The 16829-nt window shown below is 69.4% G+C and carries 19 protein-coding genes; 1 reads left to right on the top strand and 18 read right to left on the bottom strand.

What is annotated here, in order from left to right:
- Positions 1 to 34 precede the first annotated feature (34 nt).
- Positions 35 to 592 (top strand): LuxR C-terminal-related transcriptional regulator, encoded by a 558-nt coding sequence (locus ACZ9AQ_RS04425; RefSeq protein ID WP_429202506.1) that lies wholly within the window; start codon positions 35 to 37, stop codon positions 590 to 592.
- A gap of 13 nt (positions 593 to 605) precedes the next feature.
- On the opposite strand, the gene ACZ9AQ_RS04420 is transcribed toward ACZ9AQ_RS04425, so the two are convergent.
- The 18 genes from ACZ9AQ_RS04420 to ACZ9AQ_RS04335 form a co-directional block, all read right to left on the bottom strand.
- Positions 606 to 1223, bottom strand: a complete 618-nt coding sequence (locus ACZ9AQ_RS04420; RefSeq protein ID WP_429202508.1) for a 4'-phosphopantetheinyl transferase family protein — start codon at positions 1221 to 1223, stop codon at positions 606 to 608.
- A gap of 26 nt (positions 1224 to 1249) precedes the next feature.
- Entirely contained in the window at positions 1250 to 1687 is a 438-nt protein-coding gene (locus ACZ9AQ_RS04415; protein WP_429202510.1) for an excinuclease ATPase subunit, read from the bottom strand.
- A gap of 75 nt (positions 1688 to 1762) precedes the next feature.
- Positions 1763 to 2350, bottom strand: a complete 588-nt coding sequence (locus ACZ9AQ_RS04410; RefSeq protein WP_429202512.1) for a hypothetical protein — start codon at positions 2348 to 2350, stop codon at positions 1763 to 1765.
- Positions 2351 to 2382: 32 nt separating this feature from the next.
- On the bottom strand, positions 2383 to 3606 hold the full coding sequence (locus ACZ9AQ_RS04405) for a beta-ketoacyl-ACP synthase (RefSeq protein ID WP_429202513.1): 1224 nt from the start codon (positions 3604 to 3606) through the stop codon (positions 2383 to 2385).
- On the bottom strand, positions 3603 to 4337 hold the full coding sequence (gene fabG / locus ACZ9AQ_RS04400) for a 3-oxoacyl-ACP reductase FabG (RefSeq protein WP_429202515.1): 735 nt from the start codon (positions 4335 to 4337) through the stop codon (positions 3603 to 3605). Before fabG ends, ACZ9AQ_RS04405 begins: the two co-directional genes overlap by 4 nt.
- Entirely contained in the window at positions 4334 to 4807 is a 474-nt protein-coding gene (locus ACZ9AQ_RS04395; protein WP_429202517.1) for a hotdog family protein, read from the bottom strand. The genes fabG and ACZ9AQ_RS04395 overlap by 4 nt, the downstream gene beginning before the upstream one ends.
- Complete coding sequence (locus ACZ9AQ_RS04390) at positions 4804 to 6003, bottom strand: beta-ketoacyl-ACP synthase (protein ID WP_429202519.1); 1200 nt, start codon at positions 6001 to 6003, stop codon at positions 4804 to 4806. The genes ACZ9AQ_RS04395 and ACZ9AQ_RS04390 overlap by 4 nt, the downstream gene beginning before the upstream one ends.
- Positions 6000 to 6554: a DUF3261 domain-containing protein gene (locus tag ACZ9AQ_RS04385; RefSeq protein ID WP_429202521.1), complete on the bottom strand. Its 555-nt coding sequence runs from the start codon at positions 6552 to 6554 to the stop codon at positions 6000 to 6002. Before ACZ9AQ_RS04385 ends, ACZ9AQ_RS04390 begins: the two co-directional genes overlap by 4 nt.
- Positions 6532 to 8910: an MMPL family transporter gene (locus tag ACZ9AQ_RS04380; protein WP_429202523.1), complete on the bottom strand. Its 2379-nt coding sequence runs from the start codon at positions 8908 to 8910 to the stop codon at positions 6532 to 6534. Before ACZ9AQ_RS04380 ends, ACZ9AQ_RS04385 begins: the two co-directional genes overlap by 23 nt.
- Positions 8907 to 9521 carry a LolA family protein gene (locus ACZ9AQ_RS04375; protein WP_429202524.1) on the bottom strand — a complete coding sequence of 205 codons (615 nt, stop codon included), beginning with the start codon at positions 9519 to 9521 and terminating at the stop codon, positions 8907 to 8909. The genes ACZ9AQ_RS04380 and ACZ9AQ_RS04375 overlap by 4 nt, the downstream gene beginning before the upstream one ends.
- Complete coding sequence (locus ACZ9AQ_RS04370) at positions 9518 to 9952, bottom strand: acyl-CoA thioesterase (protein WP_429202526.1); 435 nt, start codon at positions 9950 to 9952, stop codon at positions 9518 to 9520. The genes ACZ9AQ_RS04375 and ACZ9AQ_RS04370 overlap by 4 nt, the downstream gene beginning before the upstream one ends.
- A complete protein-coding gene (locus ACZ9AQ_RS04365) occupies positions 9945 to 11504 on the bottom strand; it encodes an HAL/PAL/TAL family ammonia-lyase (RefSeq protein ID WP_429202528.1) in 1560 nt (519 codons plus the stop codon). The genes ACZ9AQ_RS04370 and ACZ9AQ_RS04365 overlap by 8 nt, the downstream gene beginning before the upstream one ends.
- Positions 11494 to 12441, bottom strand: a complete 948-nt coding sequence (locus tag ACZ9AQ_RS04360; protein ID WP_429202530.1) for an LpxL/LpxP family acyltransferase — start codon at positions 12439 to 12441, stop codon at positions 11494 to 11496. The genes ACZ9AQ_RS04365 and ACZ9AQ_RS04360 overlap by 11 nt, the downstream gene beginning before the upstream one ends.
- Positions 12429 to 13172, bottom strand: a complete 744-nt coding sequence (locus ACZ9AQ_RS04355) for a glycosyltransferase family 2 protein (protein WP_429202531.1) — start codon at positions 13170 to 13172, stop codon at positions 12429 to 12431. The genes ACZ9AQ_RS04360 and ACZ9AQ_RS04355 overlap by 13 nt, the downstream gene beginning before the upstream one ends.
- Positions 13169 to 14251, bottom strand: a complete 1083-nt coding sequence (locus ACZ9AQ_RS04350) for a methyltransferase (RefSeq protein WP_429202533.1) — start codon at positions 14249 to 14251, stop codon at positions 13169 to 13171. The genes ACZ9AQ_RS04355 and ACZ9AQ_RS04350 overlap by 4 nt, the downstream gene beginning before the upstream one ends.
- Positions 14252 to 14257: 6 nt before the next feature.
- Complete coding sequence (locus ACZ9AQ_RS04345) at positions 14258 to 15982, bottom strand: ApeI family dehydratase (protein ID WP_429202535.1); 1725 nt, start codon at positions 15980 to 15982, stop codon at positions 14258 to 14260.
- Positions 15975 to 16520, bottom strand: a complete 546-nt coding sequence (locus ACZ9AQ_RS04340; protein ID WP_429202537.1) for a COG4648 family protein — start codon at positions 16518 to 16520, stop codon at positions 15975 to 15977. The genes ACZ9AQ_RS04345 and ACZ9AQ_RS04340 overlap by 8 nt, the downstream gene beginning before the upstream one ends.
- A gap of 5 nt (positions 16521 to 16525) precedes the next feature.
- Entirely contained in the window at positions 16526 to 16822 is a 297-nt protein-coding gene (locus ACZ9AQ_RS04335) for an acyl carrier protein (RefSeq protein WP_429202539.1), read from the bottom strand.
- Between the last annotated feature and the right edge of the window lie 7 nt (positions 16823 to 16829).

Genomic DNA, 16829 nt, shown 5'->3' with positions numbered 1-16829 from the left:
ACCGCGAATGAACACAGCTGTCGATCTGCCTCAGATGAAACCGCCTTGCGCAATCGATTACGAGATGATCTTCCAGCACGCGCCGGTCGGCATGTGCGTCTCGCTCGACCGCGTGATCCAGGCCTGCAACGGCGCGCTGGCGGCGATGTTCGGCTATCCCGACCGCAAGCTCGATGGGCAATCGTTCAGCATCCTGTATCCGACCATGGACGAGTTCCTGCGCACGGGCGACCGCATCATTCCCATCATGAACGCCAGGGGCCGCTATTCGGACGAGCGCATCATGCGCCGCGCCAACGGCGAGCTGTTCTGGTGCCACGTGACCGGACGCGCGCTCGACCCGCTGGAGCCGCTGGGGGCCGGCGTATGGACGTTCGAGGACGTGAGCGAGAAGCGGCCGGTGACGGCCGAATTGACGCCGCGCGAACGCGAGATCGCGGCATTGTTGGTGGAAGGAAAGACCAGCAAGATGATCGCGCGCGACACCGACCTCAGTCCGCGTACGGTCGAGATGCACCGGGCCAGCCTGATGCGCAAGTTCGCCGCGTCGACCTCGCTGGAACTGGTGCACAAGCTGATGGGGGCCGGATGACGCCGGTCCCGGTTCACGGGGCGCCGAGCCGCAGCAGTGTCAGGACCGGGACGGTTTCCAGCGGCTGCGTAGAGGCCAGCATGCCCGCCAGGCCCGGAAGCGCGAGCGGATACTCGGCGACGCTCGCGCGCCCGAGCTTGATGCGGGCCTCGTGTGCGCACCACATGCGGTAGAAGGCGACCCGGCGACTTGCCGGCTCGCTGGCGCGCAATACCGCCACGTCGTGCGCACTGAAGGCTTGCTCTGCCAGTGCCATGACGTCGCGCGCCGCATCGATACGCTCGATGTCGAGGCCGAGGCCGAGGCCGACGCCCGCTCCCGCCGCACAGGCGACCCAGCGGCCGCTATGCGAGATGCTGAAATCGACGTCCGCCTGCGGCGACAGGGCCGGCGCCAGGCCCGGGCGCTCCTCCAGGCAGATCGCGGCCGGCTCGGTCCCGAGCAGGCTGCCCAGCGCGCGCCGCAGCAAAGCGCGCCCGATGATGAACTGGCGCCGCCGTTCGGGACGCACGAAGCGCGCGCAGCGCGCCCGTTCCGATGCGCCCAGCCACGCGGCATGGCGCTCCAGCGCCTCCGGCGCGACGGCGTCGGCATCCACCGCCCACAGCAGGACCTGACCGGTCGACGTCATCGCGACACCATCGGCACCGGGGCGCTTTATTGGATCTTGACGAAGTCGGCCTTGAGCGCGACGCCGGTCATGATGGCGCCATCGTGGCATTCGAACTCGGTGGCGCTGGCGCGCTCGACGTTCTTGTAATTGCTGACGATGTTCACGACGGCGTTCGCGCCGAGCTCCTGCGCGCGCGCCCGTAGCCGCAACATTGCCGAGAGAAACACCCAGTTGCACGAGGTCTCGGCGGACTTGCCGAAGGAATTGGTCTTCTGGCTGGTCTTGTCCGAACCAAGCCGCTCGATGACTTGCGGGGTCTTCTGGTCGCCAAAGTAGAACTTGATGCCGTCGCCCAGACGCGCGCGGGCGTCATTGGCATCGAGGGCGGCTTCGATCGACATCATATGGACGGTGTCACGCGCCTGGGCGGGCATGGTGGTGGCGAACAGGGCAATGGCTGCGCTCAGGACCAGCTTCTTCATGTTTTCTCTTTCGGTCAGGTCTGAAATACTTGCGGGGCGGCATGCAATCCGGAGCACGCCGCCCCTGTGCCGTGATTACGGCGCTGCGACGGCGGCGTCGTCGGCGCCGGTCGGGCCGCCGACTGCACGGTCGTAGTTGGCGATGGTGTAGTCACTGGCCAGCTTGGCCACGCGGTTGAGCATCAGGTTGTCATGGACGCCCATCGTGAAGCCACCCGCCATGGCGCCGGCGCGCTGGAAGAACTGTGGGCTGGCCACGACCTTGCCGTTCTGGTCGCGGTAGGTCACGCGCATCAGCACGCCCGAGCTGCCGGCAAACGGCCCCAGGAACACGCGCTTGGCGCCGCTCTTGAACGAAATCTGCTCCACCACCGGCTCCACGGTCAGCGTACGGCCGTTGGCCGGAACGCTATTCCATTTCTGCACCGACGGGCCGAGGTCCTTGGCAAAATTCTCGGCAATCTTGCCCAACGCAGCCTGGTTGCCCTTGTAGCCGGCGGCGAACACGACCGGCTTGACGTCGATGCGGCCATACTGCGAGAACGCCTCGGTCGGCGCCGGATTGTTCAGCGACGATGCCTTGATCTTGGTTGCGCAGCCTTGCAGCAGCGGAACCGCTGCGGCGACGGCAAGCACGAGGATGGTGCGGCGAGTAGCTTTCATGGACTTCCTTTTTTAGTTTTGATTGAAGGGCACTACCTTTTGAATATCAGCGACGTATTGATGCCGCCGAACGCAAAATTATTTGACATCACGTAGTCGCAGTCGAGTTGGCGTCCCTCGCCGCGGATGTAATCGAGTTCGCCGCATTCCGGATCGATGTCGTCCAGGTTGAGCGTCGGCGCAAACCATCCTTCGCGCATCATCTCGATGCTGATCCATGCTTCCAGCGCACCGCAGGCGCCCAGCGTGTGCCCCATATAGCTCTTGAGCGAACTGATGGGCATGCGCTTGCCGAACACGGCGTGCGTGGCCTGGCTCTCCGCCAGGTCGCCATGGGCGGTGGCGGTGCCGTGCGCATTGACGTAGCCGATGGCGTCCGGACTCAAGCCCGCGTCGCGCAGGCTCAGTTCCATCGCCACCTTCATCGTGGCGGCATTGGGCTGGGTCACGTGGGTGCCGTCGCTGTTGGTGCCGAACCCCACCAGCTCGGCGTAGATGGCGGCGCCGCGCGCCAGCGCATGCGCGCGCTCTTCGAGGATCAGGCAGCCGGCGCCCTCCCCGATCACCAGGCCGTCGCGGGCGCGGTCGAACGGCCGCGGGCTGGTCTGCGGCGCGTCGTTGCGGGTGCTCGTGGCGAACAGCGTGTCGAACACCGCCGCCTCGGTCGCATCGAGCTCTTCGGCGCCGCCGGCGATCATGGCCAGCTGGCGCCCGCTCTTGATCGCCTCGTAGGCGTAGCCGATACCCTGGCTGCCCGAGGTGCAGGCCGACGACGTCGTGATCACGCGGCCGGTCACGCCAAAGAACACGCCGATGTTCACCGGCGCCGTATGCGCCATCATCTTGATGTAGGTCGTGGCGTTGATGCCGCGCGTGGTGCGCTCTTCCATCATGCGGCCGAAGTCGCCGATGGCGCTCGGCGTGCCGGCCGAGGAACCGAACGACACGCCCATCTGGCCGCTCTTCAGCAGCGGATGGTCGAGCAGGCCCGCGTCGTGCAGCGCCAGTTCGCTGGCGCGGGTGGCCAGCAGGGCCACCCGGCCCATGCTCCGCGTGGCCTTGCGGTCGTAGCGGGTCGAGAGCTCGAACGGCGCGGCAGGCGCGCCAAGCTGGGTATTCAGGCCTTCGTAGCCCGCCCATTCCTCCATGCGCACGATGGCGTTGCGGTAGGCCCCCAGGCGCTTGCGGATCGTCGGCCAGTCGTTGCCGAGCGGGCTGATCCCGGCCATGCCGGTCACCACCACGCGGCGGTTCATGCCAGCCCCCCATTCACCGACAACACCTGGCGCGTCACGTAGGCGGCGTCCTCCGACATCAGGTAACTGACCGCGGCCGCCACTTCTTCCGGGCGGCCGACGCGGCGCGCCGGCACCAGCTTGAGGGCCTCGTCCAGCGGCACCTCGGCGATCATGTCGGTCTCGATGAGGCCAGGCGCCACGCAGTTGACGGTGATCTCGCGCTTGGCCAGTTCCAGCGCCAGCGCCTTGGTCGCGCCGATGATGCCGGCCTTGGCGGCGCTGTAGTTGACCTGGCCGCGGTTGCCGATCAGTCCCGAGACCGAGGCCATGGTCACGATGCGGCCGGGCTTGCGGCGCTGGACCATCGGCATCACCAATGGGTTGAGCACATTGAAGAAGCCATCCAGGTTGGTGCCCAGCACCACGTCCCACTCTTCGCCGCTCATGGCCGGGAAAGCCGTATCGCGCGCCACGCCGGCATTGGCCACCACGCCGTAATAACAGCCGCTCCGCTCGATGTCGGCCAGCAGCGCCTCGGCGGTCGCTTCGCGCTGGCCGATGTCGAACTGCAACACGCGCGCCGCGCCGCCGGCCGCCACGATACCGGCCGCCACCGCGTCGGCGTCGGCGCGCCGGTCGCGGCAATGGACGACCACGTCGTAGCCGTCGCGCGCCAGGCGCTGGGCGATGGCCTTGCCGATGCCGCGCGACGACCCCGTCACCAGCACGCTTTTCTGGATACTACTCATTCTGGACTCCGTTGCAAAAACTCTTCGACATTATTGGGCTGGAATACGGTGATGGTGGCGGTCGCGAGCTCGCGCCCGTCGTTGCCGTCCACGATGCGGCAGTCGAATGCCCCCAGGCCGTTCTCGCCCTGCAGCGCGCGCTGCACGTGGACGTGCAGCCGGCTGCCGGCGGCGAATGCCGGCACCGAGCACGCATAGCGACGCGTGCCGAGCAAAAAACCGACCCGCACCGGCGCGCCGCGCAGGCGCGCCGCATGGCCGGCGTGGGCGGCGACGGCTTGCGCCATGTATTCGACGCCGACCCATGCGCCCACCGCGCCGTCGACGCAGAACATGCTGTCCGGGGTGATCGTCACCTCGGCGCAGAGGTTCTCGTCGTCGGCCGCCAGCAAGCGTCCGAGCAGCGACATGGCGCCGCTGTGCGGCACCAGGCTGTGGATATCGATCGGGTCCTCCTGGCGCGCGCTCATGCGGTCCTCCCGAACAGCAGCGCCGCATTCGATCCGCCGAAGGCGAACGAATTGCTCAGCGCATAACGGATGGGGCGGCCCAGGCACGCGCCCGGGAGCGCGAGGTTCAATACCGGCAGCGCCGGATCCTGTTCCCCGTCCCACAGGTGCGGCGGCAACCGGCCGTCCGGGTTATCGTCCTGCATCGCCAGCCAGCAGAACGCCGCCTCGACCGCGCCGGCCGCGCCCAGCGTGTGGCCGGTGAACGGCTTGGTCGAGCTGACCGCCACCCCGGCGCCGAACAGCGCCGCTACCGAGCGCGACTCCATGGCGTCGTTCTGCACGGTCGCCGTGCCGTGCAGGTTGATGTAATCGATCGCGCCGGCGTCGATGCCCGCCCGCCTCAATGCGTCGCGCATCGCGATGCGCGCGCCCACGCCTTCCGGGTCGGGCGCCGAGATATGGTGGCCGTCGGACGATTCTCCCCAGCCGCACAGCGCCACCGCCGCCGGGTCGCAGCTCATCAGGAACAGCGCCGCGGCCTCGCCCAGGTTGATGCCGTTGCGCTTGGCGCTGAGCGGGTTGCAGCGGGCGACGCTCACCGATTCCAGGGCGCTGAAGCCGGCGACGGTAAAGCCGCACAAGGTATCGACGCCGCCCGTGACGACGGCGTCGCACAGGCCCATGCGGATCAGGCGCGCGGCGCTCGCCAGCGCCTTGGCGCTCGACGAGCACGCGCTCGAATGCACGTAGGCCGGACCGCCGACGCCCAGCTCACGCGCGAGCAGCTCGGCGACCGAACCCATCTCTTGCTGGCCGTAGTGAAAACCCTCGGGCAGCACGCCATCGGCGAGGTGCACGGCCAGCGCCGACTCGGCCCCGCTCACCCCCGAGGTGCTGGTGCCGATCACCACGCCGACCCGCGCCGCGCCGTGGCGCGCGATCGCGGCGTCGACGGCAGGCCGGATCTGCGCCAGCGCCGCCAGCGCCAGTGCGTTATTGCGGCTGCGCAGAGAGAGCGGCAAGCCGGCCAGATCGGGCAGCGCGGCCTGCACGCGGCCCAGGGGCAAGGATCGTCCGGGCGAGCAGGCGTCCGAGACCACCAGACCGCTCGCGGCGTCCACCAGGAGGCGGCGCGCGATGGTCGCGCGCTCGCTGCCCAGCGCGCACAGCAGCGCGCAGTCGTTCAGGTACACATGGGGCATGACGGTCTTCATTCGGATGCCGACACCACGGTCAGCCGGTAGTGGTAGCGCTGGTTGTCCAGGACCGCGGTGCCCTGCCAGCGCGGCAGGCCGCTGTAGGTGATGGTGGCCACCACCTCGCCGTCGCGGCGCAGGGTGCGCCGCAGCCCCTGGTCCTCGACCTCCCAGCCGGGCGGCAAGGCGCGCGCGATCTGCTCGACCGGCCACAAGGTCAGCTGCAGGTCTTCCAGCACGTCGGCGGCGCGCACCTGGGACGGCAGCATCGGATGGCGCCATTCGGTGACTTCGAGGCCGTCGAACTCGAGGCTCAGCACACGCATGCCGAGCGCCAGGCCGACCAGGCTGACCCGCCGGGGATCGACTTCGAGCGCCGCCAGCAGGTCGTTGGTGCTGCCGGCGCGTTCGACCGTCAACTGCTGCTGCACGCTGATGGTGGCGCCGAGCGTGGCCGGCGCCAGGCGCAGGCCGAGGCGCGCCGGCGTCTCGGGTCGGGTGGCGCAGGCCGCGAGCAGCAAGGCGGCCGCCAGCGGCGCCAGACGTTCAAGCCGGGACAGGCGTTGCATGATGCGATTCCTTCGATACTGAAAAACAGGGGGCGAGCAGCCAGACCAGCGCGGCGCCGGCCAGCATGGTCAGGCCGAAGGCCCGCAATGCCGGGGTGCCGCTCAGGGCCAGCAGCCCGAAAGACAGGATGGTGCTGGCCGCCGACAGCCCGACCGCGAGCCAGGGGGCATCGTCACCCTCGCCCGACTCTTCCTGCATGAAGATGCCGTAATCGACGCCCACGCCGAGCAGCAGCATCAGCGCCAGCACGTGGAACAGCTGCAGGTGCTGGCCGCTGTAGCCGAGCAGGGCCACCGTGAGCACGCTGGCCGCCGCGGTCGGCGCCAGCACGCGCCAGGTACGGCCCCGATAGCGCGGGAACAGGACCGCGAGCACCACCGCATAGGCGCCCAGCACCACCCAACCCATGGTGGCGCGGTAACTGCCCAGCACCGCCGAGATGCCGCCGACCTTGTCGACCCATTGCACGCCGTCGAGTCCGTCGGCGGCGCCGGCCAGCACGGGCAGCGACGCGTAGCGCAGGCCGCGCAGGGCCACGATGCTGGCGTGGACCTGCCCGTTGCCGTCATCGATCGCGCCCAGCCACAGATGGCGCCACGGTTCGGCCGCCGCGCTGCGCAGGAAGTCGCCGACCAGCATCGGTTTTGCCTGGCTGCGCAGGTGGGCGGCGGTGACACCCGCCCATGCGGGATCTTCCCCGATCTCGGCCGCCAGCATCGTCAATGGGCCGCCGGCGCGCAGCAGCTTGTCCTCGATCAGCGCCAGACGCTCGGCCTGGACGCGCGCGGACGGCACCCAGTTCGACAGCGCCTGGTAGCCGCCGATGTGGCGCGCGGCGATCAATGGATCGAGCCGGCGCTTGAGCGCTTCCTCGCGCTGCAGTACCTGTTCGGCCGAGGCGCCCCGGACCAGGAAATACTGGACCGGGCTTGGGGCGTCGAGCAGCTTGCCCAGCTTGATCTGGTCCTGGACCAGGCCGGGCGGAGACGATTGCAGCGAGCGGATGTCGTCGTTCGTGGTCAGTTGCGACCAGCCGCCGAGCGCGACGGCGCCCAGTAGCGCCACCAGCGCCAGCGGCGCCGGCTTGCCCGACAGGCGCGGCCAATGGCGCACCACGCCGCGATAGCGCTGCGCCAGCCAGCCCGCTTGCAGGGTATCGGCCGAGATCAGGGCCGGGAACCAGCAGACGACGGTCAGCCATGCGAACACCAGGCCCAGGGCCGAGAACACGGCCATGTGGCGCAGTCCCGGGAACGGCGTGAGCGCCAGGCCAAGATAGCCAATCACCGCCGCCAGCAGGGTCAGGCCCAGGCCCGGCAGCAGGCGCCGCAACAGGGTCGGCGAATCGAGCGCCGGATCGGCGCGCAGGCGATGACACAGGAAATAGATGCCGTAGTCCTGGGCCACGCCGATCAGGCTGGCGCCAAAGACCAGGGTCAACAGGTGGATCTGGCCGAACAGCAGCCAGCACACCGACAAGGCGCCCAGGAAGCCGACCCCGATCGCCAGCAGGGTCAGGCCAATCGGCTTGAGCGTGCGGAAGGTGAGCCAGGTGAGCAGCACGATGCCGATCAGCGAGCCCACGCCGATGGTGTGGATCTCGCGGCTGGCCTGGCGGCCGGCGGCGGCGGCGTGCAGCACGACGCCGGCGGCGATCACCTCGGCGCCCGGCGCCGCGCGCCTTGCGGAGGCCGCCGCCCGCTCCAGCAGCGGCGCCACGGCGTCCTGGGCGCCGAGCGAGAACGCCGGCTGCGTCAGGGTATAGGTCAGCAGCACGTAGTCGCGGCCTTCGCCAGCCACGAACAGGCGGCCGTCGCGCGGGCGCACCGGGGTTTCGCCGGCGCGCTCCTGGGCCCAGCCGGCGAACAGGCCGAAGGGGTCGTCGCGGAACGATCCCAGCCTGGGGCCCGAAAACGCGTTGTACAGGCGCGCCAGCGCGTCGTCGACCCAGAACCGGGCCGGCTCCGTGCGCATGCGGCGCTCCTGCTCGGCGCCGGCCAGCAAGGTGGCGTGCGGCTGCAGGCTGGCCAGCCAGCCGGCCTGCGCGTCGTCGCCCATCGCATCGAAGGCCAGCAGGCCCGCGTGAGGCGCCAGCGCCTGGCGATAGGCGTCGGCCGCCCGCCCCGCGGCGTCCCACTCGGTCGCGCCGACCAGCATTACCACCCGCTGCTGCGCGCTGTCGACCATATGGGTGAACGACTGCTGCAGCACCGGATCGCGCTTTTCGAGCGGCAGCAGGGCCAGGATGTCGGTATTCGGCGCGACGCGCTGGCCGATCCACAGCCAGGCGTTGTGCCCGACCAGCAGGCACACGACGAGGGCCCAGGCCAGCGCCAGGCGACGTTGGCCGATCAAAGCTGGGCCGCCTCTTCCGGCAAGACCGCGCCCGGGCCGGTCTTGATGCTTGAAAACACGATCTCGGTGCGGTCGCCGCTCTCCTCGACCATCTGGATGCTGCGCACGTGGGCGCCGCCTTCGAGCGCGATCGTCCCGACCGCGCGCGCCAGCGCCGCATTGCGTGCCTTGAGCGCGACCTTCCAGCTGTCGGCGTTCGCGCTGCCGTCGACCTCGAACAGGCTGTCGAGCCGGCCCAGGTCGCCGCCCAGCAGCGAGAACAGCACGCCGTTGATCATGCGCACGGTCGGCTCCTGGCTGGCGTCGAGGCGCATCGCGACCCGCTCGCCCTGGAGGTGGACGATCTCGTCGCGCTTGAGGCGCAGCGTGTTCGGGAACGGTTTCAAGGTGCGCCACAGCACGCCCTTGCCGGCGACCACGCAGAAGCGCCCGTTCGACAGCAGCGGCTTCTTCATGCCGGCCAGGCGCTTGGTCTGGTCGAAGCGGCCGCACAGCTGCTCGGGCTTGTCCAGCATGGCCTGGATCCGCGCGACCGGCGCGGCGGCCTGGGCAAGGCCGGCGGCTGTGCCTGCGCCGATTACCAGCGCCGCCATGGCGAGGAGTTGTTTCATGGTGCTGGCACTCCCAACTTGTCGAAAAGGATGGGCGGCGAGACGAAGCACATCTCGCCGCTCTGGATGTCGACCGCGACCTGGGTCGTGGTGGCGCGGTTCAGGCGCTTGCCGCTGGCGGCGTCGAGGATCAGGTAGTCGATGCGCAGGCGGTTTTCCCACTCGACGATCTCGGCGCGCAACAGCAGGCGCTGGCCGAAGGTGGCCGGGCCGGCGTAGCGCAGGTTCATCTCGATGATCGGCCACATATAGCCCGATTCGCGCATCTGCTCGTAGTTGTAGCCGATCTTGTCGAGCAGCGCGCAGCGCGCGACCTCGAGGTACTTGACGTAGTTGCCGTGCCAGACGATCTGCATCGGGTCCAGGTCGAAGAACTGGACCTGCATCTCGACCTCGGCCCACCAACGCGCCGGCGTTTTGAGCTTACGCATACAGGCTCCATGCCTGGTCGCGGATGCGTTCGAGCAGCCGGCGCAGATCGGGGTCGAGGCGGCGGTCCTCGGTCACCGGCGCCACGTCGTCGCCCAGCAGTTCGAGCATGCGCGCCAACGGCGCCGGCAGCGCGCGCGCCGGATCGAGGCGGCGGCGCAGCCACGCGCCCTGGCGCACCGTGATCAGGAGTGCGGCCGCCACCTGCTCGGTCAGTTCCAGCACGCGCAGGCAGTCGCGCGCGGCGATCGTGCCCATGCTGACCTTGTCCTGGTTATGGCATTCGGTGGAGCGCGAGAACACCGAGGCCGGCATGGTCAGCTTGAGCGCTTCCGCGGTCCAGGCCGAGGCGCTGATCTGCAGCGCCTTCAGGCCATGGCTGATCGCGGCGCGTTCGCCTTCCATGCCCGACAGGTTGGCCGGCAGGCCGGCGTTGTAGCGGGCATCGACCAGGAGCGCCATCTGGCGGTCGAGCAGGTCGGCCAGGTTGGCCACCGCGTTCTTCATGCCGTCCATCGCGAAGGCGATGTGGCCGCCGTAGAAATGGCCGCCATGCAGCACGCGCTCGCCCTCGGCGTCGATGATCGGATTGTCGTTGGCGCTGTTGAGCTCATTCTCGATCGCCGCGCGGAAGAACGGCAAGGCGTCGGCCAGCACGCCGATCACGTGCGGCGCGCAGCGGATCGAATAGCGGTCTTGCAGGCGCTTGCCGTTGCGCTCGCGCTGGCCGCCATATTCCAGGTCCTGGCGCAGCCAGGCGGCGACGCCCTGCATGCCGGCGTGCGGCTTGACCGAGAACAGGGTTTCGTCGAAATGATGGTCGTTGCCGTCCAGCGCGAACGACGCCAGGGCGGTGATCCGGGTGGTCAGGCGCGCCAGGTAATCGGCGCGGTCCCAGGCCAGGCAGGCCAGGCCGGTCATGACGGCGGTGCCGTTCATGATCGCCAGGCCTTCCTTCGGCCGCAGGCGCAACGGTTCGATGCCGGCTTCACGCAGCGCCTGCGCCGCCGGCACCTGCACGCCGTCGCGCAGCACTTCGCGCTCGCCGCACAGCACCGCCGCCAGGTAGGACAGCGGCGTCAGGTCGCCGCTGGCGCCGACCGAGCCTTCGCTCGGGATCAGCGGCAACAGGCCGGCGTCGAACAGGCGCACGATCTGCTCCAGCAGGCCGATGCTCACGCCCGAGAAGCCCTTGGACAACGACGCCAGGCGCACGGCCATCACGGCGCGGGTCTCGGCCGGCGTCAGGAACGTCCCGAGGCCGCAGCCATGGTAGGTGTACAGATGGTGCGGCAGTTCAGCCACCAGCGACAGCGGCACCGGCACCGTGCACGAGTCGCCATAGCCGGTGGTCACGCCATAGATGGCGCCGTCCTCGCGCAGCAGGCGGTCGAGGAAGTCGGCGCCGCGCGTGATCGCGGCGCGAAACGCCGGGTCGCTTGACAGCACCGGCTGCGCGGCGCCGCGCGCGATGGCGACCACGTCTTCCAGGGCCAGGCGCTCGCGGTCGAAGCGCACCGTGCGCGCGGGTTGGTTCAGGTCATCAAGCTGCATCAGGGCGTTCCGATCCGGGGTCTTGCCAAAAGTCGTAGAAATTGAACCATTCGAGCGGCGCACGGCGCACGTGGCGCTCGAGCCGGGCGGCATAGTCGGTCGCGAGCCGCGCAAGCGCCTCGTCGCGGCTGGCGCGCGGCAGCAACACGCGTTCGCGCAAGAGCTCGAAGTGCAGCTCGTGGCGATCGCCCTGGCGCACGGCGAACATGGTGTAAAGCGGGCAGCCCAGCACCGAGGCCATCACGTACGGGCCGACCGGAAAGGCGGCCGCCTGTCCCAGGAACGGCGCCAGCGCCACCCGCGGCGCCTTTGCCACCGGCACCCGGTCGCCGGCGATCACGACGAACTCGCCGCGTTCGATCCGCTCGGACAGCTGCATTGCCATGGCCGGCGTCATGTCGGTGACCTGCATCAGATTCAGTTCGCTGCGCGGATCGAGCCTGGCCAGCATGGCGTTGAAGGCTTGCGCATGGCGCGTGTGCACCAGCACCGTCACCTTCAGGCCCGGCGTACGCAGCGAAAGCGCGCGGCACAGGTCGAGATTGCCCAGGTGGGCGCACACCAGCAGTGCGCCGCGCCGCGTTGCGATCCGTTCCAGCAGCGGCTCGGCCCCATGCAGCGAGACCTTCGAAAAATCGAACAGCCCGCCCCACAGCAGCATCTTGTCGAGGATGGCCTCGGCGAAGGCGCCGAAGTGGCGCAGCACGCCAAGGAAACCATGCGGCGCGCCGGCGCGCGCGAGATAGCCGCTCGACGCGCGGCGCGCCCGGCCCTGGGTCGCGACGTACCACAGCAGCACCGGATACAGCGCCAGCCGAAACGGCCAGCGGCCGAACACGCGGCAGATCCAGAACAGCAGGCGCATGCCGCCGACGAAGCTCGCTTCGTTGATGGCCGCCCAATGCGGCGCGTCGGGCGCGCTCTTCAGTTGCGCCATGTGCGCACCAGCAGGGTGGGAATGCGCGGCAGCATGCCGAAGAACAGCGCCACATGCAGACGGGTGATCAGGACGTTGTCGGTCCAGGCCTTGAAATGCGACACGCCGTCTTCCGGGTAGCCGACCCTGGTCGGCAGGTTCACCACCTCGCTGCCGTCCCAGTACAGGCGCACCAGGATCTCGATGTCGAAATTCATGCGCAGCCCGAGCCGGCGGCGCGCCGCCAGCGCCATGACCGCCGTCACCGGATACACCCTGAAGCCGCACATCGAATCGCGGATCGCCAGCGACAAGGTATTGATCCAGACCCACACGTGGGTCAGGTAGCGCGCATACAGGCGCAGCGCCGGCACCGATTCGTCGTACACCGGGCAGCCCGCCACCACCGCCGCCGGCCGCGCGCGCGCCGCGTCCAGGAAGCGCGGGATGTCGGCCACGCTGTGCTGGCCGTCGGCATCGACCTGCAGCACGTGGCTGTAGCCGTCGCGCCGCGCCCGTGCGAAGCCGGTGAGCACTGCCCCGCCCTTGCCCTGGTTGAGCGCATGGCGTTCGAGCACGACCCGGCCGGGATGGGCCGCCGCAAGCCGGTCCAGCACGGCGGCGCAGGCCGGCGCGCTGCCATCGTCGACCAGGATGCATGGCAGGCCGTGTTCGAGCACCTGGGCCAGGACCTTGCCGATCGCGTGCTCGTGGTCGTACACCGGGATCACGACGCAGGGATGGAACATCATTGCCGCTCCGCCCTGGCGAAACGCAGCAGCGAGTGGCAGTAACCGATGCCGTCGCGGGCGGTCAGGAGTTCCAGTCCCGCGGCGCGCGCCAGGCGGATGTAATCCCCGCTTTCGTAGACCTTGCTGTTGCCGCTGGCGAGGACGTTGAAATACGGCGAGGTATTGATCAGGCAATAGGACGCGATGTCGTAGCGCTGGCGGTCCCAGAAGGTGTCGAGCACCAGCACCTGGCCGCGCGGACCCAGCGCGCCCGCGACGCGGCGGAAGATGCTGGCGATCGCGGCCTCCGAGAAGCAGCTCAGGAACTGGCTCATCCAGATCAGGTCCATCTCGCCCGGGAGCGCCGCCGCTTCGTCGAGCAGGTCGGTCGGGTGCAGCGTCGCGCGCGCGCGCAGCCCGCACTCGGCGAGCCTGGCGTCGGCCACCGCCAGCTGGCCCGGCAGGTCGACCAGGTGCAGCGCGACCGCCTTGTCGTAGGCCAGCGCGGCCAGCGTGAACTTGCCGGTATTGGCGCCGATGTCCATCAGGCGCCGCGGCGCGGTCGCGAACACGTCCGGCATGATCTCGGGGAACGAGGTGTCCGAATAATAGTGGTCGAAGGCCAGCCAGCTGCTGCGCGCCGGTTCCGGCAGCTGCGACAAGCCCTGGTACAGGGTCGGCCAGTCGCCGAACACCTTCAGCCCGAGCGGGCGTTCGGCGTCGAGCGCCCTTTCGAGGTCGAACATCGCCTGATAGCAGACATCGTGGTTGAAGTCGATGTTGACCTGGGTGATGGGGTCGGTCAGGACCACGAAACCGGTCTTGTCGAGGGCGTAGCGGCCCGCGTCGATCAGGACCACGCCGGCCGACAGGCAGGTTTCCAGCACCACCTTCAGCACGTACGGCGTCCAGCGGCCGTCCTGCGCCAGCTCGTCGATCGACAGGCCGGTCGCGCCGGCGTCGGCGATCGCCTGCAGCATGCCGCGCTTCCAGGCGTAGCGCACGCACTGGAACACCACCGGACCATAGGCGATCTTTTGCGCCTCGAAGCGCGCTTCGAAGGCGCTCTGGCGCTCCGGCGAGAATTTCTTGTTCAGCATGCGTGTTCAGCTTTCCAACAGGATGCGGCCGCTGGCATGGGCGCCGGCGTCCGAGAAATAACGGAAATTCAGGCTGCCCTTGGCCCGGTCGTGCAACAGTTCGAGCAACACCGGATGGCCGGGCCGGATCATCTGCTGGAACTTGAGCGCATTGATGCCCCTGAACGCGCCGGCCGGGGCCAGCTGTTCGCGGCCGTAATGGATCGCCCAGTCCACCTGCACCACGCCCGGCAGCACCGGCGCCACGCTGAAGTGGCCGTCGAAGTACAGCAGGTCGGCCGGCACGACCAGCTCCAGCAGGACCCGCGCCGGGCCGGCTTCCAGCAGCCTTGCCGCGGGCAGGCGGGGGCGCTGCGGCCGCCGTTCGTCCAGCAGCGCCAGCAGCTGCGCCAGCGGGGTCTTGCCCTGGGCGTTCACCGGCCATTCGTCGAGATAGCGCCAGCGGCGCGGCAACGCCACCGCGTCGACCAGGCCCGCCAGGGCGGCGCGCAGGCGCGCGTTGAGCGCCGCCTTGCCCGCGCCGTCGAGCAGCGCGCGCCCCTCGGCGCTCGGCAGCACGAAGGCGGCCAGCGTCTGGCGCGCCGCATCCGGCACGCCCAGCACCCGCGCCTCGCGCGCCAGTCCCGTGGCGACCAGGGCGCGCTCCAGCGCGTCCAGCGAAATCCGCTTTTCTTCGATCTTGACGATCCGGTCGTTCCGGCCGCGCAGCATGAAACGACCGGCGCCGGCGTCCTCGGCGCGGTCGGCAAGCGCGAGCCAGCCGTCGGGGCCGGCAAATGGCGACGCCACCTCGAGCGCGCCGGCCTCATCGAGCCTCCAGCGCACTTCCGGCAACGGCGTCCATGCTTCGCCCGTTTCGCCCGTTTCGCCCGTTTCGCCCGTTGTGCGCCGGCGCCAGGCCACGCCGCCGCTTTCCGAACTGCCGTAGATTTCGGTCGGCGCCTGTCCGAGCAGGCCGGCCGCGTGCTTTGATGCGCCCTGCTCCAGCATGCCGCCCGACGAGAACACGGCGCGCAGCATGCACGCGGCGCCGCGCCAGTCCAGGTGAACCGGCAAGCGTTTCAGGTGGGCCGGGCTGCCCAGCAGGATGCAGGGGCGCACGCCCAGCGCTGGCGCCAGGGTTTCGGGAAACTCGTGCCGCGCGGCGTGGATGGCGCGTCCTTCGGCCAATGGCCACAGGATGCGAAACAGCAGTCCGTAGATGTGCTGGTGCGACACCGTCGCGATCACGTCAGCCGCACCGAGCGCGGCGCCGAACTGGCGCTCCAGGGCAGCCACCTCGGCGCCCAGTTGCGAGAAGCGCTTGGCGATCGGCGTCGGCGCGCCGGTGCTGCCCGAGGTGTACACCACGAGCGCGGGAAAGTCCGGCGCCGGCGTCGACCATTCACCGCGCCAGTCGTCCCCGGGGCCGGGCCCGGCCGGCCCGGTCTGCGCCGGGAATTGGCCCCAGAAGGCGTCGACCTGGCCGCCGAGCGCCGCGCAACTGGCGGGCAAGGTGTCCGCCACCAGCCACACGGTCTTGCGCGCCACCCAGGCGCCGATCAGGGCCGCCGCGAATTCGAGGCTGTCGTCGTGGTACAGCGCGACGCGGTCGCCCTCGACGCGAAGCGCGAGGGCGGCCCATGCGCGCGTGCGCGCCAGCCAGGCGCCGTGCGTCACGGCGACGCCGTCGCGCCAGCCCGCGACCGTCTCTTCGGGGCGGCTCCAGAGACGCTGAAACAGATCACGCATGATGCACACGCTTGAAGCGCAGGCGCAGCAGATATTCGCCGCCGAACATCGCGCCCATCAGGAGGTAGGCGATTACGCCGTTATACAGCGACCAGAGCGCGTCGGACGCGAACAGGGCCGTGCCGAGCGCCGCGGCCCCATTGAATACGAAGAACACGCACCAGGCCTGGGTCACGCGCCGGGTATAGGCCACCGCGGCCGGCGGCAGGTCGGGCTCGCGCAGTCGCGCCAGGCGCTCGACCATGGATGGCCCGGCCAGCAGGCTGTAGCCGAACGCCGCCAGCATGACGCCGTTGACCAGCACCGGATACAGCTTCAGCGGCAGCACGGCATTCGACGCGACCGCCGCCGCCGCCAGGGCCAGCCCTCCCGCCACGCTCCAGCGCGCCGCAAGGCTCAGCTTGAGCGTGGGCAGGCGCGTGGCGATCGTCAGCAACAGCAGTCCCGCCAGAAAGCGCGGCTCGACGCTGCCATGCCCCCACCAGATGGCCAGCGGATACACCAGCGTCAACGCCGCCGTCAGGACATTCCAGATCACGCTTCTCAGGCCGCCTGTACTTCGGCCGGCGCCTGCGCCTGCGCCTCGCCCAGGCCGACCAGGGCGGTCACGACGTCTTCGATGGTGCGGATAGTCTTGAACACTTCGGGCTGCAGGCGCTTGCCGGTCATTTGCTTGAGCTTGACCGCCAGGTCCACCGCGTCGATGCTGTCGATGTCCAGGTCGGAATACAGGTTCGACGTGGGAGTCAGTGCATCGCGGTCCAGTTCGAACATGTCGGCCAGCAGGTCGGCGACCCAGACGAACAGTTCATCGCGGTTCATGTCTTCGATACGTACCATGGGGTTC

This window comes from Massilia sp. UYP34, assembly GCF_056279385.1.
Note: the sequence above shows the minus strand (reverse complement) of the source record. Positions and strands in the feature narration are given on the sequence as shown.